The organism is Owariibacterium komagatae, from assembly GCF_045865535.1.
In the GTDB taxonomy this organism is placed as follows: Bacteria; Bacillota; Clostridia; order Oscillospirales; family Ruminococcaceae; genus Ruthenibacterium; species Ruthenibacterium komagatae.
This window is the reverse complement of record NZ_AP031406.1, coordinates 2,062,304-2,086,227: the sequence shown is the minus strand read 5'-3', so window position 1 is coordinate 2,086,227 and position 23,924 is coordinate 2,062,304. Positions and strand designations below refer to the sequence as shown.

At 58.6% G+C, this 23,924-nt stretch carries 19 protein-coding genes and 2 tRNA genes; 7 read left to right on the top strand and 14 right to left on the bottom strand.

The window, feature by feature from the left end:
- Positions 1-28: 28 nt before the first annotated feature.
- The 4 genes from ACKTS9_RS10340 to ACKTS9_RS10325 form a co-directional block, all read right to left on the bottom strand.
- Complete coding sequence (locus tag ACKTS9_RS10340) at positions 29-901, bottom strand: hypothetical protein (protein ID WP_407880618.1); 873 nt, start codon at positions 899-901, stop codon at positions 29-31.
- A 32-nt stretch (positions 902-933) separates the two neighbouring features.
- A complete protein-coding gene (locus ACKTS9_RS10335; protein ID WP_349214048.1) occupies positions 934-1,257 on the bottom strand; it encodes a cyclic-di-AMP receptor in 324 nt (107 codons plus the stop codon).
- Between the two features lie 105 nt (positions 1,258-1,362).
- Positions 1,363-2,016: a hypothetical protein gene (locus tag ACKTS9_RS10330; RefSeq protein WP_349214047.1), complete on the bottom strand. Its 654-nt coding sequence runs from the start codon at positions 2,014-2,016 to the stop codon at positions 1,363-1,365.
- Between the two features lie 343 nt (positions 2,017-2,359).
- Entirely contained in the window at positions 2,360-3,229 is an 870-nt protein-coding gene (locus tag ACKTS9_RS10325; RefSeq protein WP_349214045.1) for a YitT family protein, read from the bottom strand.
- A gap of 209 nt (positions 3,230-3,438) precedes the next feature.
- Between ACKTS9_RS10325 and mscL the strand changes: the two genes are divergently transcribed.
- Positions 3,439-3,834 (top strand): large conductance mechanosensitive channel protein MscL, encoded by a 396-nt coding sequence (gene mscL / locus ACKTS9_RS10320; RefSeq protein WP_349214044.1) that lies wholly within the window; start codon positions 3,439-3,441, stop codon positions 3,832-3,834.
- 89 nt (positions 3,835-3,923) lie between these two features.
- Here the strand turns inward: mscL and nifJ are convergent, their stop codons facing one another.
- Complete coding sequence (nifJ, locus tag ACKTS9_RS10315) at positions 3,924-7,484, bottom strand: pyruvate:ferredoxin (flavodoxin) oxidoreductase (protein WP_407880614.1); 3,561 nt, start codon at positions 7,482-7,484, stop codon at positions 3,924-3,926.
- A 403-nt stretch (positions 7,485-7,887) separates the two neighbouring features.
- On the opposite strand from nifJ, the gene ACKTS9_RS10310 reads away from it, so the two are divergent.
- The 5 genes from ACKTS9_RS10310 to ACKTS9_RS10290 all read left to right on the top strand — a co-directional run bounded on the left by ACKTS9_RS10310 (position 7,888) and on the right by ACKTS9_RS10290 (position 12,607).
- Positions 7,888-9,090: a hemolysin family protein gene (locus ACKTS9_RS10310; RefSeq protein WP_407880612.1), complete on the top strand. Its 1,203-nt coding sequence runs from the start codon at positions 7,888-7,890 to the stop codon at positions 9,088-9,090.
- Positions 9,091-9,109: 19 nt separating this feature from the next.
- Positions 9,110-9,655 (top strand): NUDIX hydrolase, encoded by a 546-nt coding sequence (locus ACKTS9_RS10305; protein WP_407880610.1) that lies wholly within the window; start codon positions 9,110-9,112, stop codon positions 9,653-9,655.
- A gap of 163 nt (positions 9,656-9,818) precedes the next feature.
- Positions 9,819-10,484, top strand: coding sequence for a hypothetical protein (locus ACKTS9_RS10300; RefSeq protein WP_349215208.1), 666 nt, complete (start codon positions 9,819-9,821; stop codon positions 10,482-10,484).
- A 236-nt stretch (positions 10,485-10,720) separates the two neighbouring features.
- Entirely contained in the window at positions 10,721-12,037 is a 1,317-nt protein-coding gene (locus ACKTS9_RS10295; protein WP_349215207.1) for an HD-GYP domain-containing protein, read from the top strand.
- An 18-nt stretch (positions 12,038-12,055) separates the two neighbouring features.
- A complete protein-coding gene (locus ACKTS9_RS10290; protein WP_349215206.1) occupies positions 12,056-12,607 on the top strand; it encodes a DUF5317 domain-containing protein in 552 nt (183 codons plus the stop codon).
- Between the two features lie 42 nt (positions 12,608-12,649).
- Here ACKTS9_RS10290 and ACKTS9_RS10285 read toward each other — a convergent pair whose 3' ends face one another.
- From ACKTS9_RS10285 to ACKTS9_RS10270, 4 genes are read right to left on the bottom strand one after another with little or no spacing between them, the layout of a single operon-like run.
- Positions 12,650-13,141, bottom strand: coding sequence for a DUF3592 domain-containing protein (locus ACKTS9_RS10285; protein WP_349215205.1), 492 nt, complete (start codon positions 13,139-13,141; stop codon positions 12,650-12,652).
- A gap of 6 nt (positions 13,142-13,147) precedes the next feature.
- Positions 13,148-13,819: an HAD family hydrolase gene (locus tag ACKTS9_RS10280; RefSeq protein ID WP_349215204.1), complete on the bottom strand. Its 672-nt coding sequence runs from the start codon at positions 13,817-13,819 to the stop codon at positions 13,148-13,150.
- Between the two features lie 15 nt (positions 13,820-13,834).
- Positions 13,835-15,211: a hypothetical protein gene (locus ACKTS9_RS10275; protein ID WP_407880606.1), complete on the bottom strand. Its 1,377-nt coding sequence runs from the start codon at positions 15,209-15,211 to the stop codon at positions 13,835-13,837.
- Positions 15,208-15,624 (bottom strand): PH domain-containing protein, encoded by a 417-nt coding sequence (locus tag ACKTS9_RS10270; protein ID WP_407880604.1) that lies wholly within the window; start codon positions 15,622-15,624, stop codon positions 15,208-15,210. Before ACKTS9_RS10270 ends, ACKTS9_RS10275 begins: the two co-directional genes overlap by 4 nt.
- Positions 15,625-15,802: 178 nt before the next feature.
- Here ACKTS9_RS10270 and ilvD point away from each other — a divergent pair, with 178 nt between their 5' ends.
- On the top strand, positions 15,803-17,464 hold the full coding sequence (gene ilvD, locus ACKTS9_RS10265) for a dihydroxy-acid dehydratase (protein ID WP_349215201.1): 1,662 nt from the start codon (positions 15,803-15,805) through the stop codon (positions 17,462-17,464).
- Positions 17,465-17,886: 422 nt separating this feature from the next.
- Here the strand turns inward: ilvD and ACKTS9_RS10260 are convergent, their stop codons facing one another.
- The 5 genes from ACKTS9_RS10260 to ACKTS9_RS10240 all read right to left on the bottom strand — a co-directional run bounded on the left by ACKTS9_RS10260 (position 17,887) and on the right by ACKTS9_RS10240 (position 23,907).
- Positions 17,887-21,027, bottom strand: coding sequence for an AAA family ATPase (locus ACKTS9_RS10260; protein WP_407880601.1), 3,141 nt, complete (start codon positions 21,025-21,027; stop codon positions 17,887-17,889).
- Complete coding sequence (locus ACKTS9_RS10255; RefSeq protein ID WP_407880599.1) at positions 21,024-22,148, bottom strand: exonuclease SbcCD subunit D; 1,125 nt, start codon at positions 22,146-22,148, stop codon at positions 21,024-21,026. Before ACKTS9_RS10255 ends, ACKTS9_RS10260 begins: the two co-directional genes overlap by 4 nt.
- Before the next feature lie 326 nt (positions 22,149-22,474).
- A complete protein-coding gene (locus ACKTS9_RS10250; RefSeq protein WP_349216034.1) occupies positions 22,475-23,350 on the bottom strand; it encodes a hypothetical protein in 876 nt (291 codons plus the stop codon).
- A gap of 312 nt (positions 23,351-23,662) precedes the next feature.
- A tRNA-Glu gene (locus ACKTS9_RS10245) sits at positions 23,663-23,737 on the bottom strand.
- Positions 23,738-23,830: 93 nt separating this feature from the next.
- A tRNA-Met gene (locus ACKTS9_RS10240) sits at positions 23,831-23,907 on the bottom strand.
- Positions 23,908-23,924: the final 17 nt, after the last annotated feature.

The window sequence follows — 23,924 nt, the reverse complement described above, 5'->3', positions numbered from 1 at the left end:
ATGATTTAGGCAGCGCTTCAAGAGAAGTTCAGGCGCACAGCCGGATGGCCAGATTGGTCAGCGCCAGTTTTGCGTTGACATTGGCCGAGACGGCGCGCATCGTGGAAAAAGCGCAGGGAAGGCACACGGCCGCACGCTGCGCGTCCACAGGGATGTCCGGCGTGCCGCGCAGCGCGGCGCTGCACACATTGCTGAAAAGTTCCATCAGGCGCAGCGCGCCGAAGCGGTCTTTTTCATAGCCGGACAAAAGTGCCATGGCGCCATAGGTGTCGCGCCGGTGGGCGCACTTGGCCAGAGCCATGGCATCGTTCAGGCAGGACTGCTGCTGCGCATCTTCCAGACAGCGCCGCGCGCTGCCGATTTTGCCGCCGAACACGCTGGCAAGCCGCGCGCAGCTTCGCTTATCCGAAAAATGTTCCTCCAGGTAGCGGGTGCATTCTTCCACGCTGACCGGCGCCAGGCTGTAGGCGCAGCACCGGCTGCGGATGGTGGGCAGCACCATCGCCTCTCCGGGGGCCGTCAAAAGAAACAGCACCCCTTCGGGCGGCTCCTCGATCACCTTTAAAAGCGCGTTGGCGCTGGCGGCGTTCAATTTGTGCGCGCCGCGGATCAGCACCACGCGGCCCTGCGCGGACAGAGCGGTGTTGTACACCTCTCTGCGCACTGCGCGCACCGCGTCGATCTTGATCTCGCCGGAAGCGCCTTCGCCTTCCAGCGTCAGAACTTCGGCGCTTTCGCCGGCCAGCACCTGTGCGGCGCCCGGCCCGCCCTGGGGATAAAGATAATCTGCGGCCAGGCAGCGCGCCGCGAAACCCGCGCCCGTGCCCGCCTCGCCGCAGAGTAGCACACTATGAGAAAGCCGCCCGGCCGCCAGTGCGGCCGAGAGGCTTTGTTTGAGCATATCATTGCCCCAAAGGGCATCCAATGCAGCCATTACAGCTTTTCAAAACGTTCGACATTGGTGACGAACACCGTTGCGCCGCCCACGGTTACTTCCAAAGGATACGCCGTGGTCACGCCGATGCCATAGCTGGCAGTGCTGGGAACGACTTCTTTGCGCTGTTTTGCGCAGGAAGCGATCAGCTCCAGGCAGTGATCCACCTTTTCATCCTCCGTGCCGATGAGAAGCGTCATGTTGCCCGCCATCAGAAAACCGCCGGTGGTCGCCAGACGGGTCACGGAAAAGCCGCCCCCGGTCAGCGCCTTGCAAACCGCGTTGGAGTCCTCTTTATTGACAATTGCCGTGATCAGTTTCATATGTACAACCTCCTTTAAGGTTCGAGCGGCAGGGAACGCCTCTCTTTTATTTATTATACCACAACCCGGGCGCCATGCAGTACTTTTTTTAAAAAAAGTATTTCATCAACGCCAATTGTTGCGCCAGTTGCGCCGGTTTTTCGCGTAGCGGATCTCCTGACGGGCCATATTGAAAAAGTCGCTGCCGAAGAACAGCAGGAAATTGATCAGGGAGAAGAAAATGCTGCCTTTTACATACCAGGGCCCGAACACAAACTGCAGAAGGCAAATGCCGCCCGAGATCATGCCCAGATATTTTGCCTTGACCGGAATCAGGAAGAAGAACAGGAACTGCATATCCGGATACAGCATGGCAAAGGCAAAGAACAGGGAAAGGTTCAAATAGGTGCCTGTGCCGATGCCGAAGAGTGCCGCGGAGATGACCGCGCCCACCATGCCGCACAGATAGTACACGTTGAAACGGAAATCGCCCCAGGTGCTCTCCAGCCCATGGCCGATGAGGTAATTGCAGTACAGTGTGATCGCCAGCATAAAGACACCCATGCTGCCCGGCACAAACACAAACGTCAGCACACGCCAGATCTCTCCGTGCATGACCGCAGGCCAGTACAGCATCAGGCGGTTGGACAGGGCGATGGCCGGCGTCAGCTGATCCGCCAGATACACCAGCAGCTGGCCCATCACAATGACCATCATCAGGTTATGGATGCAGAAGTTGCCGTGCTTGCGCTCCAGCCGGTAGACCCATTTCATGAACATGATAAAACCCTTTCAGCGCACACATTTGATTTTGTTGTATCCCCCTGCAGTGGTATGCGCCGCACCACAGTGTGTAGACCATTGTAGCAAACTCCCGGCTGCAATTCAACTGGTTGTTATCCATTGCCCGAATTTTTCCGGGGCGGCTTGTTGAAAACTTTCACGGAAAAACCAAATGTTTAAACAGTTTCAACCGAGTTTTCAACAAAAACAGTGGAAAACTCCCTATACAATGTGTAAAACTCTGTTGAAAAGTTGAAATTGTATCTTAAAACCAAAAATTACAATTGGTACAAATCGGAACGCTTTTTTAAACCGTGATATGCACTTTTGTGCAGCGCCTTCAGACCGTCTGACCGGGTTTTTTGAACCCTTCTCCGAACACTTCATTGGCCTCGGTGATCATCACAAAAGCATCCGGGTCAATCTCATGTGCGGCATTCTGCACCTTATAAATTTCGGATTTGGAACAGGCGCACAAAATCAGTTCCCGGGGCGCGTCGGAATAGGCCCCGGTGGCCTCGATCAGCGTCGAACCGCGGCCCACCGTTTCGTCGATGTGCTGGGAAATGCGCTTGGCCTCGGTGGTGATGATGATGGCCAGCTTTCCGGCGCCCGCGCCGTACATGATCTTATCCACCACCACAGACGCGGCAAAGGCCGAGACCACGCCGTACAAAACCGCGTCCATATTGCCGTAAACAGGCCAGCCCAGCACAATGATGGCTCCGTCCGCCAACATGGTGATCTGCCCCATGGAAAAATGGGGAAACAATTTTTTCGCAGCCACGATCAAAAAATCCGTGCCGCCGGTGGACGACCCGCGCATATAAATCAGTGCAAGGCCCGCGCCCATGGTCACGCCGGAGAACACCGCCGCCAGGAAGGGGTTGCCTGTGTACATGGGGAACAGAGGAAACACCACGTCCAGAAACAGCGTGCTGATGGCCATGGTCTTCAGGCTCTTAAACAAAAACCATTTGCCCAGTACCCGGTAACTGACAATGACAACGGGGATGTTCAGCACCAGAGACATGGTGCCGATGGGAAGGTTCCAGAGATAGTTGAAGATCAGTGCCAGGCCGGAGATGCCGCCGGGCGCAAAGTTGGAAGATTTTGCGAAGGTATACACGCCCAGCGCATACAAAATGCTTCCCGCCACATCATACGGCAAATCCATCATAAAATCTTTGACTTTTCCGTCGAACTTCATACCGCAGCTCCTTTTGCATTCTTTCTTCCTTATTATATACGCTTTCCATTCAGATTCAAGGGGGGCGTCATCCGGCGGGCACAGCCCCTTCAAAACAACAAATGGATTGGAATGCTGCAGCAATTTCACTCTATTTTTTCATTTTTCATCTTTTCTCTGCTGAAAAAATACGGTATCATAATGCACAAGAATCTGGAAAGGAAGATGAAATGATGAAACGTTGGGTGAGAGAGTTTCGGGCGTTTGCTTTGAAAGGAAATGTGGTGGACATGGCCATCGGTGTTGTGGTCGGCTCGTCTTTCACGGCCATTGTGAACAGTCTTGTGGGAGATGTGATCACCCCTTTGCTCACACTTCTTTCGCCGGACAGCGCGGTGTTTGAATCCCTGACCATTGGCGGCGTGGTGATGATCGGCAAATTTATCAACGCGATCTTATCGTTTTTGATGGTTTCCGGCTGCATGTTCCTGCTGGTGCAGGGCATCAACCGCCTGACCCGCCGGGCAGAAAAAGAAAAGGCAGCGGCGCCCGCGCCGGCTCCTTCCAAAGAGGAAGTGCTTTTGACCGAGATCCGGGATCTTCTGAAAGAAAACCTTGCGCAATAATTTAAAAAGCCGCTCATCCAGCTGGATGAGCGGCTTTTTCTGTACAAAAATGGCGGCAGGCCGAAGCCTGCCGCCAAAAGGATTGCGAATTATTCCGCGTCGTCGGGTGCGTACAGTTTGGTCAGTTTGTTCAGGTAGGCATAACGGTCCTTGGACGCGTTGGCTGCCTTCTCGAACAGATCGGCCGCACGCTCCGGGAAGGCGCGCTGCAGACGGCTGTAACGAGTCTCGCTCTCGATGAACTCTTTGTAATCCGTGGTGGGAGCCTTGGAGTCCAGCGTGAACGGATTCTTGCCCTCGGCCTTCTTGCGCGGATCGAAGCGGAACATGTTCCAGTAACCGCACTGGACAGCACGCTTCATCTCGTTCTGGCAGTTGGTCATGCCGCCCTTGACGCCGTGCATCTCGCAGGGAGCATAGCCAATGATCAGAGACGGGCCGTGATAGCTCTCGGCCTCAGCAATGGCCTTGATGGTCTGGTTCTGGTCGGCGCCCATGGCGATCTGTGCTACATAAACGTAGCCATAGCTCATGGCGATCTCCGCCAGGCTCTTCTTGCCGATGGCCTTGCCGGCTGCGGCAAACTGAGCAACCTGACCGATCTGGCTGGCCTTGGAGGCCTGGCCGCCGGTGTTGGAATAAACCTCGGTGTCGAAGACCATAACATTCACATCTTCGCCGGAAGCCAGGACGTGATCCAGGCCGCCGAAGCCGATGTCATATGCCCAGCCGTCGCCGCCGAAGATCCAGACGGACTTCTTGGACAGGTACTGTTTCTTCTCCACCAGTTCTTTGCACTTGTCGCATTCAGCGGCGTGTTTCTCCGCCTCGGCAACCAGAGCATCCGCAGCGGCGCCGTTGGTCTTGCCGTCGTCCACGGTATCCAGGTAAGCTTTCGCAGCAGCCTTGAAGGCCTCGTCCGCCTTGTCGCTCTCGGCCATCTCTTTGACCAGGGCGATCAGGTTGTCACGGATGACCTTCTGGCCCAGATACATACCGAAGCCGTGCTCGGCGTTGTCCTCGAACAGGCTGTTCGCCCAAGCGGGGCCCTTGCCGGACAGACGGTTGCGGGTATACGGAGAAGTAGCAGCCGGGCCGCCCCAGATAGAGGAGCAACCGGTGGCGTTGGAGATGAACATACGCTCGCCGAACAGCTGGGTGATCAGGCGTGCATAGCTGGTCTCAGCGCAGCCTGCGCAGGAGCCGGAGAACTCAAGCAGCGGCTGATTGAACTGAGAGCCCTTGACGGTGGTCTCGGCCATCATGCCGGGTTTCTTGCCCACGTTGGCCACGCAGTAGTCGAACACGTCCTGCTGTGCCAGCTGGCTCTCCTGCGGAACCATCTTCAGAGCCTTGCCGGGAGCCGGGCAAACGCCCACGCAAACGCCGCAGCCCATGCAGTCCAGCGGAGAAACGGTCATGGTGAACACATAGTCGCCGCAGTCTTTGCCGGTCATCTTCTTGCTCTTCAGCGCAGCGGGAGCCTTGGCGGCCTCGTCAGCGGTCAGAGCGAAGGGACGGATGGTGGCGTGCGGGCAGACATAAGCGCACTGGTTGCACTGAATGCACTTGTCCACATCCCACTCGGGAACGGTCACGGCAACGCCGCGTTTCTCGTAAGCGGCCGCGCCCTGCTCGAACTGGCCGTCCACGTATTTCTCAAAGGCGGAAACGGGCAGGCTGTCGCCGTCCATCTTCGCAACGGGGATCATCACGTTCTTGACCATATCCACGGTGGCAGCGTTGCCGGCCAGCGCGGTGTTGTCAGCCTCGTCCTGAGCGTTGGCCCAGTCAGCGGGGACTTCCACTTTGTGATAAGCGTCGAAGCCGGCGTCGATGGCCTTCCAGTTCATCTCAACGATGGCCTGGCCCTTCTTGGCGAAGGATTTCTCAGCGGCCTGCTTCATGTATTTCAGGGCATCCTCACGGGGCAGAACACCGGCCAGTGCGAAGAACGCAGACTGCAGAATGGTGTTGGTGCGTTTGCCCAGGCCGATCTCGATGGCCTTGTCGATGGCGTTGATGGTGTACAGCTGCACGTTGTGCTGAGCGATGTAGCGTTTTGCCTCAGCCGGCATATGGTGCGCCAGCTCTTCGTCGCTCCACTGGCAGTTGATCATGAACACGCCGCCGTCTTTTACGTCGTTGACCATCTTGTAGCCCTTGATGACATAGGACGGGTTGTGGCAAGCCACGAAGTCCGCCTTGTTGATGTAATAGGGCGCACGGATGGGCTTGTCGCCGAAGCGCAGGTGGCTGATGGTCACGCCGCCGGTCTTCTTGGAGTCATACTGGAAGTATGCCTGGATGTATTTGTCGGTGTGGTCGCCGATGATCTTGGTGGAGTTCTTGTTGGCACCAACGGTGCCGTCGCCGCCCAGACCCCAGAATTTGCACTCTTTGGTGCCTTCTGCAGCGGTGTTGGGAGCGGGTTTCTCCTCCAGAGACAGATAGGTGACGTCGTCGTTGATGCCCAGGGTGAAGCGGGCTTTGGGCGCGTCTTTGGCCAGCTCCTCATACACAGCGAACACGCTTGCGGGAGGAGTGTCCTTGGAGCCCAGGCCATAGCGGCCACCGATGATGGTGGCTTCGCGTTTTGCCTCGGCAAAGGCGCTCAGCACATCCAGGTGCAGAGGCTCGGCATAGGCGCCCGGCTCTTTGGTGCGGTCCAGAACAGCGATCTTCTTGGCGGTGGCAGGCACGGCGGCCAGCAGACGCTCGGCGCTGAACGGACGATACAGACGAACTTTCACCAGGCCGACCTTCTCACCCTTGGCGGTCAGGTAGTCGATGACTTCTTCCGCCACGTCGCAGATGGAGCCCATGGCGATGATGACGCGGTCCGCGTCCGCAGCGCCGTAGTACTCGAACAGCTCGTAGTGGGTGCCCAGTTTCTCGTTGATCTTGTGCATGTATTTCTCAGCGATGGCGGGAACAGCCTCGTAGAACTTGTTGCAGGCCTCACGATGCTGGAAGAAGATGTCGCCGTTCTCGTGGGAACCGCGCATGGCGGGATGCTCGGGGTTCAGCGCGTGATCGCGGAACGCCTTGACCGCGTCCATGTTGGTCATCTCTTTCAGATCGTCGTAATCCCACACTTCGATCTTCTGGATCTCGTGAGAGGTGCGGAAGCCGTCGAAGAAGTTCACAAACGGAACGCGGCTCTCGATGGCGGTCAGATGCGCCACGGGGCCCAGATCCATGACTTCCTGCGGGTTGGACTCGGCCAGCATGGCAAAACCGGTCTGACGGCAGGCATACACGTCGGAGTGGTCGCCGAAGATGTTCAGCGCGTGGCTGGCAACCGTACGTGCAGACACGTGGAACACGCAGGGCAGCAGCTCACCCGCAATTTTGTACATGTTCGGGATCATCAGCAGCAGACCCTGAGAAGCCGTAAAGGTGGTGGTCATTGCGCCGGCGGCCAGAGAGCCGTGGACGGTACCGGCGGCACCTGCCTCAGACTGCATCTCCATAACCTTGACTTCGGTTCCGAAGATGTTCTTCTGGTGAGCAGCGCTCCACTGGTCGACCATGTCCGCCATCGGGCTGGACGGGGTGATGGGGTAGATACCGGCAACTTCTGTAAACGCATATGCTACATGCGCGGCAGCGGTGTTGCCGTCCATAGATTTTTTAGATCTTGGCATTTTTCTTCCTCCGCTTCAAATGTTTTGAATGCAGAACAGGCACGTTCCCGCACCATGCGGGCCCGCGTGTGTTTTGCGGCCACGTGCACCGCAAAAACCCTCCCGCGCGCTCTTTGGAACCGAATTCCGCGTCTGTCCGCGCTCTGTAATATTGTAACAAATTCCACACCAAAAGTAAACAAGCTTCCCGGCCTTTCCGGGGCTTTTTCGGGTAAAAAATCACAAATTCCACATTGTGGGACGGCTTTTCTTTGTGAAATTTTAACCAGACAAAACCAGTTAAGTTTAACCATCCGTCCCTGTGTGCCTTTTATTGACAGAGCTCTTAAAATACTTTATTATATAGACAATTGTGCGCAGTGGTTGTGCGCGTCATTTGACTGAAAAAGGAGTTTGTTTTTTCATGGACCCGGAAGGTCTTTCCATTTTAATTTGTGTGATCCTCGCGCTGGGCGCTCTGCTGGCGCTTTACAGCGCGGGCGGCATTCTGGCGGCAGACGGCGAGCGGGAGAAGGTTTCCCGCCTGGGCTTTTCCGACCGCGCCGCCGGCGCAGTGATCCTGTTCTGCGTTCTGTTCGGCGCGTTTTTGTGGCAGCTGTGTGATGTGCTGGCGCCGCACGGTTGGCTTGTGTGGGCCATTCCGGGCCTGGCGGTGTACGTTCTGGCCGGTGTGACCGTGTTTTCCTTCGGCTTTGCCGGTGGAAAGGCCGGTCCCATGCGGGTGCTGGCGGTGCTGGGCAAAGTGCTGACCGCCCCCGCCAAGCTTTGCTTTCAGCTGACCGGCACCACCGCGGACAGCGGCGTGACCGAGGAAGAGCTGATGAACATGGTGGAGGACGTGGAAGAACAGTCTATCATTGACGAGAACCAGAAAAAGATGATTGCCAGCATCGTGGAGTTCGACGATGTGACCGCCGCGGACGTGATGACCCACCGCACGGAGATCGTCAGTGTGGCCGATACCGCCAACATCGGCGATGTGGTGCGGCTGGCCATGGCCGAGGGCATTTCCCGCATTCCGGTCTACCACAAAACGCTGGACGATGTGGTGGGCATGCTGCACGTGAAGGACCTGTTCGGCCTGTGGGATGACCCCGCGCGCAGCACGGAGCTGGCGTCGGCCCATATGCGCAAAGCCATGTTTGTGCCCGAGGCCTGCCGCGCCCGTGAGCTTTTGCTGGAGTTCCGGCGCAAACACACCCAGATTGCCGTGGTGGTGGACGAATACGGCGGGACCAGCGGTCTTGTGACCATGGAAGACGTGCTGGAAGAGATCGTGGGCAACATTCAGGACGAGTATGACAACGAGGAAGAGGACCTGGTGGCCGACGGGGACGGATTCATCGCTACCGGCGCTGCGGATCTGGAGGACCTGTTTGAGGCCTTTGATCTGGAACTGCCCGAGCCGGATGAAGACGATCCGGACGACATCGACACCGTGGGCGGGCTTGTGATCGACCGCCTGGGCCGCATTCCGGATGAAAACGAGCATGCGCAGGTCCATTACGGCGGCGTGGTGTTCACGGTCCTGAAGACCAGTGAGCGCCGGATCGAGAAGGTGCGGTGTACCCGGGAAGAATCCAGCCGGGACAGCGCCGGCGCCTAAGGAAGGGAAGCGGATTCAAATGGCACATTTTGAAAAAAAGCTGGAGTCAAAAGAGATTTTTCAGGGACGGGTCATCCGTGTGACACTGGACAAGGTGGAACTGGAGAACGGACGCACCTCCTCCCGGGAAGTGGTCCATCATCACGGCGGCGCGGGCATTGTGGCGCTGAATGAAAAGGGCGAGGTTTATCTGGTGCGGCAGTACCGCTATGCGCTGGACCGAGAGCTGATCGAGATTCCCGCCGGAAAACTGGAAGCGGGCGAAGATCCCTTTGAGGCGGCCAAGCGGGAGCTGGGCGAAGAGGCCGGCCTGCAGGCGGATACGTACGTAGATCTGTCGCCCATGATCCCCACCTGCGGCTACTGCAGCGAGATCATTTATCTGTACGCCGCCAAGGATCTCCATCCGGTGGGGCAGCATCTGGACGAGGATGAATTTTTGTCGGTGTTCACGCTTCCGCTGGAGCAGGCGGTGGAAAAGGTTCTCTCCGGCGAGATCGTGGACGGCAAAACCTGCACCGCCTTGTTAAAACTAAAAGCCTTGCGAGATGCGGGCCGATTCTGATTTCGAAAAAAAGAGGCTTTTTAAGGCCTCTTTTTTTGTTTTCCGGAAAAATTTGGAGGTTTGAAATCTTGCTTTTTTTGCGAGTTTCCAACGGAAAAGCTTGTTTTTAACAGTCGCTTTTTGTATAATGAAACCATATACTGCAAGATGGGAGGACAAGGCTATGAATCTGTACGCAGCGGATACTGCCGCATGGAAGGCGCTGGTTCTGCGTCTTGCGGGTGTGCTGGGAGCAGAATTTTTCCTGGAGAACGGTTCGATCCGGGAGATTCATGTTCTGGCAGATGAGACCCGTTCTCCCAAGCAGATCGTGCGGGACATTCAGTCTGCCCTTTCTGCCAAATTCGGCATGGAGATCGATCACCGCATCATCAGCGTGGCGCAGATCCCCGACGGCGCACGGGAAACCCACTGCCGCATGATCTGCGAGCGGCTGGAGCTGATCAGCGACCGCACCGGCGTGTCCGCGGTGGTACATTTGACCCAGGGCGGTCACAGCTTTGAGGGACGTGCCAAATGCGACGCGACCCCCGGCGGCCGGACCGGCGCCATTGCCCTGGCGGCCGTACGCGCGGTGGACGGCGCGTTTTCCGATGAATTTCACGTGGTGCTGGAAGACGTGCGCCGCACGGAATTTTCTTCCAGAAACTGCATTCTCGCGGGCCTTGTGCTGAAGAGCAAGGGCCGCAGCGAACCGCTTCTCGGCGCGTGCTACGAGGGAGAAGACCCCAACTTCTCCGTGGCGCTGGCCGTGCTGGACGCGGTAAACCGGCGCATTGCCATGATGCCCTGCCCCAACGCGGCAGAGCAGACGATGCCCGAAGAATAAGAGCGGAGCGGATATAGCCTGTCTATAGCGGCTGACAGAGTATTGTCGTCAAGGAGGCTGTATTCGATGAATAAGGCGAAGATTATGATGGCTCTTACGTCATTGCTCTCTCTGCTGGTTGCCAGCGGCGCTTTTTTTAAGCTGCGCTGAGACGGCAGAAGCCTTTTTTCAGCAGGGAGGCGGCTGATTGGCTGCCTCCCTTATTTATAACTTTCAAAGCCCGGAGGCGAACGAATTTGGAGCGACTGACAAAACGGTACATGAACCTGATCTCTGTGCTCGGCATTGTGGTCGGTCTGTCTGCCTGCTGGCGCGTTTTTTCCGGCGGACTGCCCCAGGGGGTTGGCCCCAGCACGGTCATTGCTCTGGTCGCTTTGTGCGTGCTTTGCCGCTGTCTGCCGCTGTATGTGCGCGAGGACTGCACCATCGACATGTCCTTCATCAGCGTACTGGCCGTGGCGCTGGTCATGGGACCTGCCGGCGCGCTGGTCCTTTTATTTCTGACAACACCTCTTGAAATTGTTCCCACCGAGAGCGGGAAGGGCTTTTACCATATTTTCAACACCGACCCGCACAAGCTTTTGTTCAACACTTCCAACCTGAACCTTTCGCTGGCCGTGGGCGGCGCTGTGTACTATGCGCTGGGCGGCACGCCGGGAAACATCTCTCTTCCCGGAATTCTTCTTCCTGCCATCGGCTATGTGATCAGCGCCGTGGGCGCCAACGCGCTGATCATCTCCGGCGTGTTTTACCTGGAGTCCCGCATGCGGTTCTTCTCCATCTTCGGCCACATGCTGGTGGGGATGATCCCCAGCATTGTGTGCAGCAGCACCATCGGCTATTTTCTGGCCATGCTGCTGAAAATGGAGCGCGGTCACTGGCTGGCTTTTCTGTTCATGCTGCCCCTTTTGCTGGCGCGTTTTTCCTTCAAGCTGTATCTGGATTCTCAGAAAAGTCAGTACGAGGTCATCCGCGCACTGACAGCGGCCCTTGAGGCCAAGGACACCTATACCCGCGGTCATTCCATGCGGGTGGCGGGCTATGCATGCCTGATCGCACAGGAGATGCATCTGCCCCGCACCACCATCCACCGCCTGCTCACAGCCGGACTGTACCATGACATCGGCAAAATCGGCGTGCCGGATTCCATTCTGCAGAAGCCCGGCCGCCTGACCCCCGAAGAGCGGGAGGTTATTGAACATCACCCCATGGCGGGTGTGGACATCTTAAAAAACATCAACGGCTACCAGGACATTTTGTCCATGGTGGGCCATCACCATGAGTTTTACAACGGAAAAGGCTATCCCGACGGGACCTGCGGAGAGGACCTGCCCGTTGAAAATTACATTCTCGGCGCGGCAGACGCTTACGACGCCATCACCAGCGACCGGCCTTACCGAAAGGGACGCACGCCCCAGCAGGCCGCAGAAATTCTTCGCAAGGAAGCGGGCGAGCAGTTCCATCCGGACGTGGCCCGCGTGGCCGCCCAGCTGGCGGAAGAGGGGCGCCTGACCCAGCAGGCCGCGGAAGAGGCCGCCCAGACGGGCATGTGACAACAAAGGGGATTTGCTATGTTTCTTTGGTCTGTGCTGATCGCCCTGGCCGTGGGCTGGACGTTCGGCGGACGGCTGGCACGCTATGAAAAAGCCCGGATGCGCGGGCTTTGGATGCCGTTTCCCGCCTTTTTGGCGCAAAGCCTGCCCAACTGGGTGCCGGCTTTTTCCGACGGCATTCCCGCAGCGATATGTATTGTGATCTGCTACGGCACGCTGGCGTTGTTTCTGTTTCAAAACCGGCGCCTGCGCAAAACATTCTGGTTTGCCGGGTCAGGCACACTGTGCAATTTTCTGGTCATCGCTCTGAACGATTTTTGCATGCCCGTGTCTCAGCGCGTTCTTTCGCTGCTGAGCGAAGAGGGCGCCCGCGCCCTGACGGCGGGGGAGATTCCCATGTACTGCGCCGCCGGGCCGGACACCCGGCTTTTGTTTTTGGGCGACATTCTGCCGCTGCCGGGCGGCTTTGCCAGTGTGGGGGATCTGCTGCTGGCCGTGGGTGCGTTTTTCTGCATCCTGTGCCTGATGCGGCCGAGAAAAATTCTTCACTGGTGGATTAAAAACGGATAAAACGATGCGCGCGGAACGAAAGAACGTTCCGCGCGCATTTTTTTACTGGAATGCCATGCAGGCTGCCGCCGCCAGTGTGACAAACGCCAGAAACCCCAGAAGAAACCTGAAAAACAGCTGGATCTTTTTGTCTTCTTCGATCTGCCTCGGCGTACAGTTTCGACGGGGGTCCGCCGGGTCGTAATAAACCTCCACCGAATCCCCCTTGTGATAAAACTGCTTTTTGCTCTGGGGAAAATCCCCGATCCACTCGGCCCCGTCTGCCGGAAAGGAATAGCGCGCCCATTCGGTTTTCATCCATTGCCCGGGCGTGTTTTCGTCCCCCCGCATGTACTTTGTTTTTTCATAAAGTGCGATCACGCGGCCGCTGGCTCTTTTTCCATTCCGCTGAAGCCAAAGATGGCGTTTTTGTGATTTTTTTAAAAAATAATACGATATGTAGATGATTCCGCAGACCACCGCTCCACAGAAAAAGATGGATGCCACGGCCAGAAAATCATCCAGGTACCGGTCCAGAAATCGCGCAAATTCCATACGCCGTCAACGCTCCTTCTGTGCCGGACGGCCCAGCACCAGCGCTTCCAGCTCGGACGGCGCGGCGACCAGATAGCGTGCGCCGGCCTCTTTCAGCTCCTGCGCTGTGCGAAAGCCCCACAGCACGCCGCAGCCGTCCAGCCCCGCGTTGCGGGCTGTGAACATGTCCACATTGCTGTCGCCTGCATACAGCACCTGCCCGGGTTCCAGGCCGAAGGCGGCGCGCATTTCATGGACCAGATGCGGGTCCGGCTTTGTGGGCGTACCCAGCACATGGCCGCGCACGTCGTCAAACACACCGGGGAAATATTGCCCGATCACCTGCCGGGTCAGGTGGTCTTCCTTGTTGGAGACCACGCCCAGCTTTACGCCCGCGCCGCGCAGCCGGTCCAACAGCGGGACAATGCCGTCGTAGGGAGCGGTGGTGTCTTCCTTATGCTGGTCATAATAGGGAAAAAACAGCTGCGCCGCGCGCTGCTCGTTTTCCTCGGTGCGGGCTGTCTCGGGCAGCATCCGGTGCAGCAGCATGGGGATGCCGTTGCCCACCATGTATTTATACGCTTCCACCGGATGGCCGGGCAGTCCCATTTGGGCCAGCGTGTAATTGCCTGCCTGGGCCAGGTCTCCGATGGTGTTGAGAAGCGTTCCGTCCAAATCAAAAATCACAGCCTGATACATGAAGAAACTCCTTTGCTACAAACTGAAGGGAATGCTGCGCGCCTGATATTGCAGCACACCTCTGGCCCTGTACCGCACCCGGCAGGGAAGACACACCGTCACATCGCACCGCCCCTCGCTGACGGAGAAGGGATGTTCAAACAGGGTGTAGGCCAGGTCCTGGGTCAGCACACAGACCTCGTGCCGTGTGAAAAAGCGGGTGAACACCACGGACAGCGTCCGGTTTTCATTTTTGTGCAGACCTTCCCTGCGCAGCCCCTCCAGAGAGACGATCATACAGCCCAGCGCCCCCAAAACCCACGCTGCCAGAACCGGCAAAACGCCCGGCAGAACGTTGAAGGCAACGCCGCACAGCGCCAGACCCAGTGCCAGCAGGGCGCCGGGTTTCCACAAATACTGCACAGGGCTTTTGCGGGCCGGATCGCACAGCGGGCCGTCCGGCTTGGAATAACCGGGAAGCAGCGCTTCCACCCGCGCCTCCTGCCCTTTTTTCACAACGAACAGCGGCACCTCGCCGCCGGTAAAACTGCCCGCGGCGATGAACACCGGATACCGGCGCAAAAGCCGCCCGGCCGGGGTGACGCGAATATCACAGGCAGACACGCACCGCAGACGGACGCGCCGCTCGGTTTTGGTCACAAGGCCGCCCTTGCTGATGATGATGCCCCCGTTGCGGCACACCCGAAAACCGGCAGTGTGCAGAAACGCATACAAAAACGTCAGGCCGCCCACCAGAAAGAACAGAGTGGCCAGCGCTGCCAAACCGGCGGGCAGAATGCGCTCGACCAGCAACTCGATCTGTTCAAACTGCATCCAGGCCAGCTGCCGCAGACTGTCGCCCAGAACTTCCTGTATGCGGTCCAGACTGACCCATGCGAACGCACAGGCGGTGATCACATTGGCGCTGAGCATGACAAAACTGAGTTTTTCATAGCCGGTGGGCGAAAAAATGGAGTGGTCCTGCCGCACAGGCATCAAAAGATCGGCCAGCGCCTGGGCGTCCCTCTTGGTCAGGTAGCACTGAAACCGGCGGGGCGCGGCGTAATTGTGAAAGTAAAGCGTCACTCGGCTTGCGCCCAGCAGGCGGCAGTACAGCGGCCGCACGATCTCCAGAACAGCCACGCCGCTTTTGGAAAACGTGTACTTGCTGTGCACGAACACGCCGGTCTGTGCTTCAAAACTGTCCTGGGTCAGGGCAAAGCCGGTGACGTACCAGCGCACCAGTGAGACCGCCAGAAAGAACAAAAGAATCGCCGCGTCCTGCTTCAAAGCCGTGAACAGGCTGGTCCAGTCAAAGGCGATCAGGGCCTGCACCATGGGCACAAGGCACAAAAGCAGTGCGTACCGGAACAGGCGCAGACAGTACAGAATGTGAAACCGCCGCCCGTTCATAACAGTTTTCCCCCGTGGGACAGCTTGGCGGCCAGCTGTTCGGCGTCCGCCCTTCGAATGCCGGGAATGACTGTGAACGTGCCGGAAGCGATCAGCACCAGCACACAGCCGCCCATGCGCCGGCCCACCGGCGTCTGCAGAATGTGACAACCGCTGATAAAACGCAAGGGCATGCGCTTGGTGACCAAAAACAAAAGGCCCCGGCGCACGGTCAGGTGATTGCCGCCCACCCGGACCCGGCAGGACGCCCAGCGGGGCACCAGCACACACAGGCAGACAACGCACCACACCGCCAGCCAGAACAGGGCGGCCACGGCATTCAACGACCAGAAGGGAATGCTGACCACTGCGCCCGTCAGAATCACCCAGAACCCGATCAGCGCAGCGCCGCTTCGTGTGACCTGAAATTCCATACCGCCCGCCCCCTTTCAGATATTCTTTTATTATAAACATTCTTTCCAAAAATGCAAAGCGAAAACCGTAGGCCCGGCGTCTGTTTGGGGCATCTTTTGCAGTTTTGTGCAAAGCGTGCTATACTGAGGTAAATTCGGGCCGGTTTGCATACGGCCCCGGGGGAAAGGATGAAAAACGTTGAGAAACAGTGAACAAGTGACAAAAGGCGCCGAGCGCGCACCCAACCGCAGTTTGTTTTACGCACTGGGTTATACCGATGAGGAGCTGGACCGGCCGCTGATCGGCGTGGTCAGCGCCTTCAGTGAGATCGTCCCCGGCCACGCCCATCTGGACAAGCTGGCCGACGCTGTGAAGGCCGGCGTGCGCATGGCCGGCGGCACCCCCATTCTGATGCCCGCCATCGGTGTATGCGACGGCATTGCCATGGGACATGTGGGCATGAAATATTCTCTGCCCAGCCGTGAACTGATTTGCGACAGCGTGGAGACCATGGCCCGCGCCCACGCGCTGGACGGCCTTGTGCTGGTTCCCAACTGCGATAAGATCGTGCCCGGCATGCTGATGGCGGCGGCCCGGCTGAATATTCCTTCCATCGTCATCAGCGGCGGCCCCATGCTGTCCGGCCGTCAGGGAAAACGGCATGTGTCCCTGTCCCAGATGTTCGAGGCGGTGGGCAGCTACAAGGCGGGCCTGATCGATGAGGACGTGCTGGAGGACTACACCCTGCACACCTGCCCGGGCTGCGGCTCCTGCTCGGGCATGTACACCGCCAACAGCATGAACTGCCTGTGCGAGGCCATCGGCATGGCGCTGCCCGGCAACGGCACCATTCCCGCCGTGATGGCCGCCCGCACCCAGCTGGCGAAGCACGCGGGCATGCGCATTGTGGACCTGGTGGAAAAGAATGTGTGCCCCCGGGATATTCTGACCCCGGCGGCCTTCCGCAACGCCGTTGCCACGGACATGGCCCTGGGCTGCAGCTCCAACAGCGTTCTGCACCTGCTGGCCATTGCCAACGAGGCGGGCGTGCCCATGAGCCTGGAGACCTTCAACGAGCTGAGCGCCAAGGTGCCCAACTTCTGCCATCTGGCTCCGGCCGGCCCCACTCACATGGAAGATCTGAACGCGGCGGGCGGCGTGCCTGCGGTGATGGCGCAGCTGGCTGAACTGGGCCTGCTGGACACCAGCCTGCCCACCGTGACGGGCAAGACCGTGGGCGAGAACATTGCCGGCGCCAAAAACCTGGACGAGACCAACATCCGTCCCACCAACAACCCCTACTCCAAAACCGGCGGCATTGCCATTCTGTGGGGCAACATCGCCAAAGACGGCTGCGTGGTCAAGCGCAGCGCCGTTGCGCCCGAAATGCTGGTGCACAGCGGCCCGGCCCGGGTGTTCGACAGTGAGGACGATGCCATCCAGGCCATTTACGGCGGGCAGATCCACCCCGGCGACGTGGTGGTCATCCGCTACGAAGGCCCCAAAGGCGGCCCCGGCATGCGCGAGATGCTGAATCCCACCAGCGCGCTGGCCGGCATGAAGCTGGACAAATCCGTTGCGCTGATCACCGACGGCCGGTTCTCCGGTGCGTCCCGCGGCGCATCCATCGGCCATGTGGCGCCGGAAGCGGCCCAGGGCGGCAACATCGCACTGGTGCAGGAAGGGGATACCATCTCCATCGACATTCCCGCCGGCAAGGTGAATGTGGACGTTTCCGACGAGGAACTGGAACGCCGCCGCGCCGCCTGGAAAGCGCCGGAACCCCGGATCACCACCGGGTGGCTTTCCCGTTATGCGAAGCTGGTCTCCGGCGCCAACAAGGGCGCTGTGATGGAATAACCGTTTGCTAAAAAAGAAGGGGGCAAAGCCGGGGTGACATAAGAAAACGGCGGTGAAGCCCCGAATTTTTGACGCATGAAACGCAGAAAGCGGTCCTGCAAGCAAATTGCTTGCAGGACCGCTTTTTTGCTCTTTCTCTCAAAATTTCGAGGCGCAACTGCTTGCACCGGGAAGGCGTCCCTTTTGATGCGGATGCAAGGAAAAACGCCGAAGGGGCTGCGGGCGCGGCAATAATGCGCCCGCTCCGCTTCGCGGACCGCCCGGCCGGTTGCGGACCAGCCCTGGTCCCCATTTTCCCGCCTTGCGGGAAAAACCCGGCACCCTTTGTGGTTGTCGAGGCGGTTTGACGACGCAGCCGCGCAAAAGGGGCACCTGCCCGGCGTCGTTTCCTTATGGAACCCCGGCCAAAGCCCCCTTCTTTTTTATACTCTCATTTCAATGCTGCTGCCGCGGGTGGTTTTGCGCACCACCAGCTGTTTGTCGATGCGCTCGCGCAGTTCGGCCACATGGGAGATAATGCCTACCAGACGGCGGCTCTCGGTCAGACCCTGCAGCGCTTCCAGCGCTTTTTCCATGGACTGAGCGTCCAGCGTGCCGAAGCCTTCGTCAATGAACATGGCGTCGATCTGCACGCCGCCGGCATAGCTTTGGATCACGTCCGAAAGGCCCAGCGCCAAACACAGCGCCGCCTTGAAGGACTCGCCGCCGGACAGGCTCCGCACACTGCGCACTTTCCCGGTATAATTGTCCAGCACGTCCAGATCCAGCGTGCTCTGGCCCCGGCCCTCGGCCCGGTTGTGGCACAACAGCTCGAACTGGCCGTCGGTCATGCGGGAAAAGCGCCGGTTGGCCGCCGCCACCGCATTTTCAAAGTGCGCGGTCAGCACGTACTGTTCAAACTGTTTGCGTCCCAGGCCGCCGGTCAGTGTTCCGTTGGCCGTGCGGTTCAGTTTCTGGATCACCGCGGCCCGGTGCTGGGTCGCCGCGTTCTCTTCCAGAATCTTTTTCAGCTGCTTTTCCGCCTCGCGGTTCATGGAAAGCCGCGTGTGCACGGTTTGCCGGACCGCTCCGTTCTCCTGCCGCTGACTGCGAAGCTGTGCCAGGGCGTTCTCCAGCCCGGCCTCATCCGCCGGAGTGCGGCCTTCCAGCTGCCGGTCCAGACTGCTCTGCTCGGCGGCGCAGGCGTCCCGCTGCCGCTGCTCTTCTTCCAGCTGTTTTTTCCGGGTGCGGATCGCCGCTTCTTCCACCCGGTGCGCACGGTACTGCTGCTCGGTGTCAAACCCGGCTTTTTCCAGTGCCTGTTCAAAGGCCTTCCGCGCCCGAAGCTCCGCGGTGCGGGCGTCAGAAGCCTGCCGCGCATAGTCTTGGCACAGCGTTTCGGTGCTCTGCAGCTGTGCGGTGTATTCCTGCCAGCGGCTTTGAGCCTGCCGGAAAGCCTGCTCCAGCCGGCGGCTTTGGGCGGTGGCCCCGGCCAGCGCAGCCTCGGCTTCCTCCCGGGTGCCGCTGGTCAGGCGTGCCGCCAGCTCCTGTCTGCGGGCGCGCAGGGCGGCCAGCTCCTGCTGTTCCCGGGCTGCCTGCTCATCGGCCTGGCGCAGGGCTGCCTCTGCCTGCTGGCGGCGCTGCTGCAGCCGGGGAAGTGTCTTCACGGCTTCATCGCACCGTTTTTTTGTTTCAACAGCCTGTGCCAGCGCCTGCTGCAAGCGGACGTCCGTCTGCTCCAGCTGAGCGCTTTTGTTTTTCAGAAGTGTTCGTGCGCCCGCCCCGTCTTCCGGTTGCGCGCCGCACAGAGCGGCCACGTCTGCAAAGCACTGCTCCCGGGCGCTCTCAAATTTCTGGGCTGCGCGCCCGCTGTCCGCGGAAGCCTGCTGCACCTGTGCCCGCTGCTGCTCCAGCATCTGCTGTTCCCGGCGCAGCTGCTCTTCGTCCGGTGCGTTTGCCGGGCGCGGGGCAGGGCAGGGATGGTGGATGCTGCCACAAACGGGGCAGGGCACGTCCTGTTCCAGCCGGGCGGCCAGAACCCCGGCCTGGCTGTCCCAAAACTGCCGCTCCAGACGTTCGTAGGCCTGACGGCGCTCCTGATACATCCGGTGGACTGTTTGATAGGCTGCCTGTTTTTCATCGGCCTCCTGCCGAAGCGCCTTGCATTGCAGCAGCGCACGGTTCAGCTTCTGCAATTGCTGTTTTTCTTCTTCTGCCGTTCGGCAGGCCTGCTCTGCATTGGCCAGCGCTGCGGCCGCCTCACCGGCGGCGCCTGCCTGCCGGGTCACCCGGTCGATCTCCGCGGCCAGTTCCTGTTGTTCCTGCTCCTGCTGCTTGCGCCGGGCAGACTGCTGCCGGGCGGCGGCTTCCAGTTCTTCACAGCGCCGGGCCGCCTGCTCTGCCTCCCGGTACAGCGGCAGTGTCTCTGTCAGGCGGGCGATCTGCGCCGCCAGCGGGACCAGGTCTTCCTTTTGTTTCTGGGCATCGGCCCAGGCAGCCTCCTGCTGCTGCCGTTGCTCCAGCAGATTTTGGCGCAGGGAAGACTGCTGCGCGCTTTTCCCAGCCCAGTTTTCCGCATCTGCCCGGGCCTGATTCCACCGCTCTTCGGCGGGGACAACGGTGCCGGCTGCGCTCTCCCACAAAGCCAGCTCTTTCTTTTTGCGATCAAATTCCTCCTGCCGGGCGGAAAACTGCGCCTGCTGTTCCGCAAGCTGTTCCCGGCGGCGAAACAGTCGGTTTGTCTGCCGCGCCTGTTCCAGAAGGGCGGCCTGCTGCTCCGCCTGGTGCGCCTGCTGCTCGTCCAGCCGGTCCAGCCGGCGCACCAGCGCGCTGTCGGCACGGGTCATGCACCCGGCCAGCTCCAGCACCTCCGCGCCCCGGTAAATACAGCCCTCATCCTTCAAAAGTTCCGCCAGCGCCGCCGCATTTTCTTCGGTGTCCGGGCGCAGCGCCTGAAACTGACGGCGCAGCAGTTCGTTTCCCTGCTCCGTTTCCCGATTGCACTGGGCGGCCAGTTCCTTGAGCCGGTCCTGGGCGCGCCGATACACACCGGTGCTGAAAATCTGCCGCAGAATTTTACTGCGCTCCTCACCGGCGGTATTCAACAGGGCTACAAACTCGCCCTGGGCGATCATGGCGATCTGGCGGAACTGGTCCGCGTCAATGCCCAGCAGCTCATTCACCGCCCGGTTCACATCCCGCACCTTGTCCAGCACAGGCTGGCCCGGCGCATAAAATTCCGCGGTGGCGGCGTGCTGGGTCATGCCCTCGCCCCGGGTCTTGGGCCGCTGATATTCCGGTGTGCGGCGAATGCGGTACTCCTTGTTCCGGTGCTCGAACACCAGCTCCACATAGGTTTCATCGCCCGGGGCGGCATAGTCGCTGCGCACGGTCTCCACGCCGCGGACCCGGCCGCTGAGCTTGCCGAACAGGGCATAGCACACCGCGTCAAACAGCGTGGTCTTGCCTGCGCCGGTATCGCCGGCCACCAGCACAAGACCGCTGTGCCCGAATTTTTCCAAATCCAGTTCTTCTTTTCCCGCGTAGGGGCCAAAGGCGCACAGGGAAAGGCGCATCGGTCTCATTCCCGCACCTCCTCAAATACCTGTTTCATCACCGCGGTCTCCTCGTCGGACAGATCGCTGCCGTGCACCTGGCGGTAAAAATCGCCGAACAACTCCAGCGGCGTTTTGTGCAGCATCTCCTGGGCGCGGTCCGAAACATCGGTTTGCCCGTGCCGGGCGGAAAACTCCAGCTTCACCAGATTGGGGTAGACCGCCCGCACCCGGGCCGCCGCGTCGATCAGGGGTGTTTCGTCGGTGAGCACCACATGCAGATAATCTTCTGACGGCTGCGCGCCGGACAGGATCTGTTCCAGCGTTCCCTTCACCCTGCGCACGTCCCGCAGAAAGTGAAGGGGAATTTTTTCCACATCCACCTGTCCTTTTTCGCCCAGTTCCACCAGCAGAACGCCTTTTTCGCCCCGGGCCTCGTCCACGGAATACTTGAAGGGGGCGCCGCAGTACCGGATGGTGTCCCGGCCCACGCGCTGGGCGCTGTGCACATGTCCCAGCGCCACATAGTCGAAGCCGTCGAACACGGACGCATCCACGTTGTCCAGCGTGCCGAGGCTCAGCGTCTCGGACTCGCACCGCTGCGTATCCCAGCCCACAGCCGTTACAAACTGATGTGCAATCAGCACATTGCGCTGCGAAAAATCCGGGTTGGCTTTTTTCAGGACCACCGCCACGGCATCGGTGTAGCTTTCAATGGATTCTTCCGGATAAAAACGCCGCACGGACGCGGGTTTTAAAAAAGGCATGGCCCAGATGGTCAAGGGGCCAAAATCGTCCCGGCACGGATAGCGCACCAATTGGCCGTCGAACACGCAGGCAAGATGCACACCTTTTTCGTCCAGAAGCCGGTCCGCAAAACCCAGACGCTCTGCGCTGTCGTGGTTTCCGCTGATGACGTACACGGGGATGGATGCCTGGCTCAGCCTGGTCAGAAACTCGTCAAACATCCGCACCGCACCCACGGTGGGAACGCTGCGGTCGTACACGTCACCGGCAATCAGCACCGCGTCCACACGTTTTTCCACAGCGATGTTGAAAATTTCATTTAAAAGATAGTTCTGATCCTCTTCCAGATCCGCTTCCCGCAGTCTGCGGCCCAGATGCAGATCGGACAGATGCAAACATTTCATATCGTTTCTCCTGTTTCGGGGGCGCTTTCGGTTCAGCGCCCATATAGAATCATGTTACCGCAAAAACATCCCACACGCAAGTTACGGCTCTTTTAGCGCCTGAAAACAGCGTGCATGCGGTAGGCAACCCTTCTTTTTGCGGGCGAGAGACTCTTCGTCCAAGGGGCGGATGAACTGCAAGTGCGGCTTTGTACTCTGGAAATTGCCCCTGCCAAAATAGGGTATTCGGAAATGATTCCATTACAAAATACTGATTAAAAAGCCTACGCCGCCTGAATGTCGGGCGGCGTAGGCAAAGGGGAAAACTTATTCAGAAAAAGATGATATCACTTCTTTTCCTTTTCCTCCAGTTCTTTGAAAAACTCTTTTGCGGTGATCCACCAATAGCGGTATCCTGTGGATTTTGGGGTGACCAGAATGCAGAACAGCATATTGGCATAAAGCAGCACCAGAAGAAAGAGCTGACTGTGCACCATCTGCTCTTCTCCCTGCCAGGTTTGTCCAAAACGCTGCACCGTGCAGCACACCAGCACTTCGCCGGCCACGGTCAAAGCCAGAAGAGAGCCGCCCAGGACATTGCGGAGAGCTTTGCTTTTGAAAAAAGCCGTTTTTTCCGGCCAAAGCAGTTTTTTCAGAACAAAACCGCCGGTGAGCGCGCCGGCCAGAAGATTCATGGCAATGGTTTTTTGAACTGCATGGGCTTCCCGCCCGTAATAGGGCAAATTCCTCTCACGCACCCAATTGCCGTTTTCCTGATGCTCCAAAATGCAGGCGACGCCTCTGTTATAAGCCATCCGAACGGTGACCCCCACCATCTCGCCCTCCAGAATGTTGAGGTTCCGAATATCATATCCCTTGGTCTCGTCTCCCACCTGAATCATCGCGGCGCCTTTGCCACGATATCCATCGTACCAGCCCACAATGGTCCCTTCGCAAACAGGCCAGCGGCCTGTGATTTTATTGGGCAGGTCATCACAGATCAAATAGATTCCCCCATAGAGACACATGAGATTCACAAAGACCGCCAGGGAAACCAAAAGGGGAAACAGAAAAGTTTGAAAGCGTTTGATTTCGAATTCGCTCTCTTTTTCCATCCCTTTTCGGGCATATTTGCGCACCCGTTCTTTTGTAAGCTTGCACGCCAGAAAATAAGAAAAGAACAGATCACAGCAGGTCGTAATCCACACGTAAATGGTTGACATTGCCATCCTGCTCACCTCGAACAAAATGATCCCCGGTTCAGAATTCCGGGCAATCCCTGTCTTTATTTTATTCGTTTGTGCCTTGCTGTTTCAAGGGGAAGTTTTTGCAAAGTGCCCCAGAGCACGCCCCTTTTACCAAGGAGTTGACGGTTCGTTAGAACAGTTTGACTTGGGAGAAGAAAATAAAAGATAAAATTGACCCGATGATTCACATCGACTGCCAAAAAAGGCTGATTGTATTACAAAGCACTATCGCTCCGCGCAAGGAGAGCGCAGAAAAAGAAAAAGCTCAGTCGAAAGACTGAGCTTTTTTGGTGACCCGACCGGGAATCGAACCCGGGTTACCGCCGTGAAAGGGCGATGTCTTGACCGCTTGACCATCGGGCCGGGTTTTGCAGAATTTTGCTAAATACTGCCAAAGCGCCCCACCAGCCGCGATTGCAGCCGATACTTTGCAGCCTTCAGAAAAATTCTGCGAAATGGTAGCGGTAACTGGATTCGAACCGGTGACACTTCGGGTATGAACCGAATGCTCTAGCCAACTGAGCTATACCGCCATTTTTAAAGCACCTTC

Excerpts from the sequence above, each read along its gene's own strand:
- ACKTS9_RS10330 (WP_349214047.1), bottom strand. The coding sequence starts at position 2,016 with ATGTTCATGAAATGGGTCTACCGGCTGGAGCGCAAGCACGGCAACTTC.
- ACKTS9_RS10255 (WP_407880599.1), bottom strand. The coding sequence starts at position 22,148 with ATGAAATGTTTGCATCTGTCCGATCTGCATCTGGGCCGCAGACTGCGG.
- ACKTS9_RS10275 (WP_407880606.1), bottom strand. The coding sequence starts at position 15,211 with ATGAACGGGCGGCGGTTTCACATTCTGTACTGTCTGCGCCTGTTCCGG.
- ACKTS9_RS10340 (WP_407880618.1), bottom strand. The coding sequence starts at position 901 with ATGCTCAAACAAAGCCTCTCGGCCGCACTGGCGGCCGGGCGGCTTTCT.
- ACKTS9_RS10280 (WP_349215204.1), bottom strand. The coding sequence starts at position 13,819 with ATGTATCAGGCTGTGATTTTTGATTTGGACGGAACGCTTCTCAACACC.
- ACKTS9_RS10300 (WP_349215208.1), top strand. The coding sequence starts at position 9,819 with ATGAATCTGTACGCAGCGGATACTGCCGCATGGAAGGCGCTGGTTCTG.
- ACKTS9_RS10305 (WP_407880610.1), top strand. The coding sequence starts at position 9,110 with ATGGCACATTTTGAAAAAAAGCTGGAGTCAAAAGAGATTTTTCAGGGA.
- ACKTS9_RS10250 (WP_349216034.1), bottom strand. The coding sequence starts at position 23,350 with ATGTCAACCATTTACGTGTGGATTACGACCTGCTGTGATCTGTTCTTT.
- ACKTS9_RS10335 (WP_349214048.1), bottom strand. The coding sequence starts at position 1,257 with ATGAAACTGATCACGGCAATTGTCAATAAAGAGGACTCCAACGCGGTT.
- ACKTS9_RS10310 (WP_407880612.1), top strand. The coding sequence starts at position 7,888 with ATGGACCCGGAAGGTCTTTCCATTTTAATTTGTGTGATCCTCGCGCTG.
- mscL (WP_349214044.1), top strand. The coding sequence starts at position 3,439 with ATGATGAAACGTTGGGTGAGAGAGTTTCGGGCGTTTGCTTTGAAAGGA.
- nifJ (WP_407880614.1), bottom strand. The coding sequence starts at position 7,484 with ATGCCAAGATCTAAAAAATCTATGGACGGCAACACCGCTGCCGCGCAT.
- ACKTS9_RS10270 (WP_407880604.1), bottom strand. The coding sequence starts at position 15,624 with ATGGAATTTCAGGTCACACGAAGCGGCGCTGCGCTGATCGGGTTCTGG.
- ACKTS9_RS10285 (WP_349215205.1), bottom strand. The coding sequence starts at position 13,141 with ATGGAATTTGCGCGATTTCTGGACCGGTACCTGGATGATTTTCTGGCC.
- ACKTS9_RS10290 (WP_349215206.1), top strand. The coding sequence starts at position 12,056 with ATGTTTCTTTGGTCTGTGCTGATCGCCCTGGCCGTGGGCTGGACGTTC.
- ACKTS9_RS10325 (WP_349214045.1), bottom strand. The coding sequence starts at position 3,229 with ATGAAGTTCGACGGAAAAGTCAAAGATTTTATGATGGATTTGCCGTAT.
- ACKTS9_RS10260 (WP_407880601.1), bottom strand. The coding sequence starts at position 21,027 with ATGAGACCGATGCGCCTTTCCCTGTGCGCCTTTGGCCCCTACGCGGGA.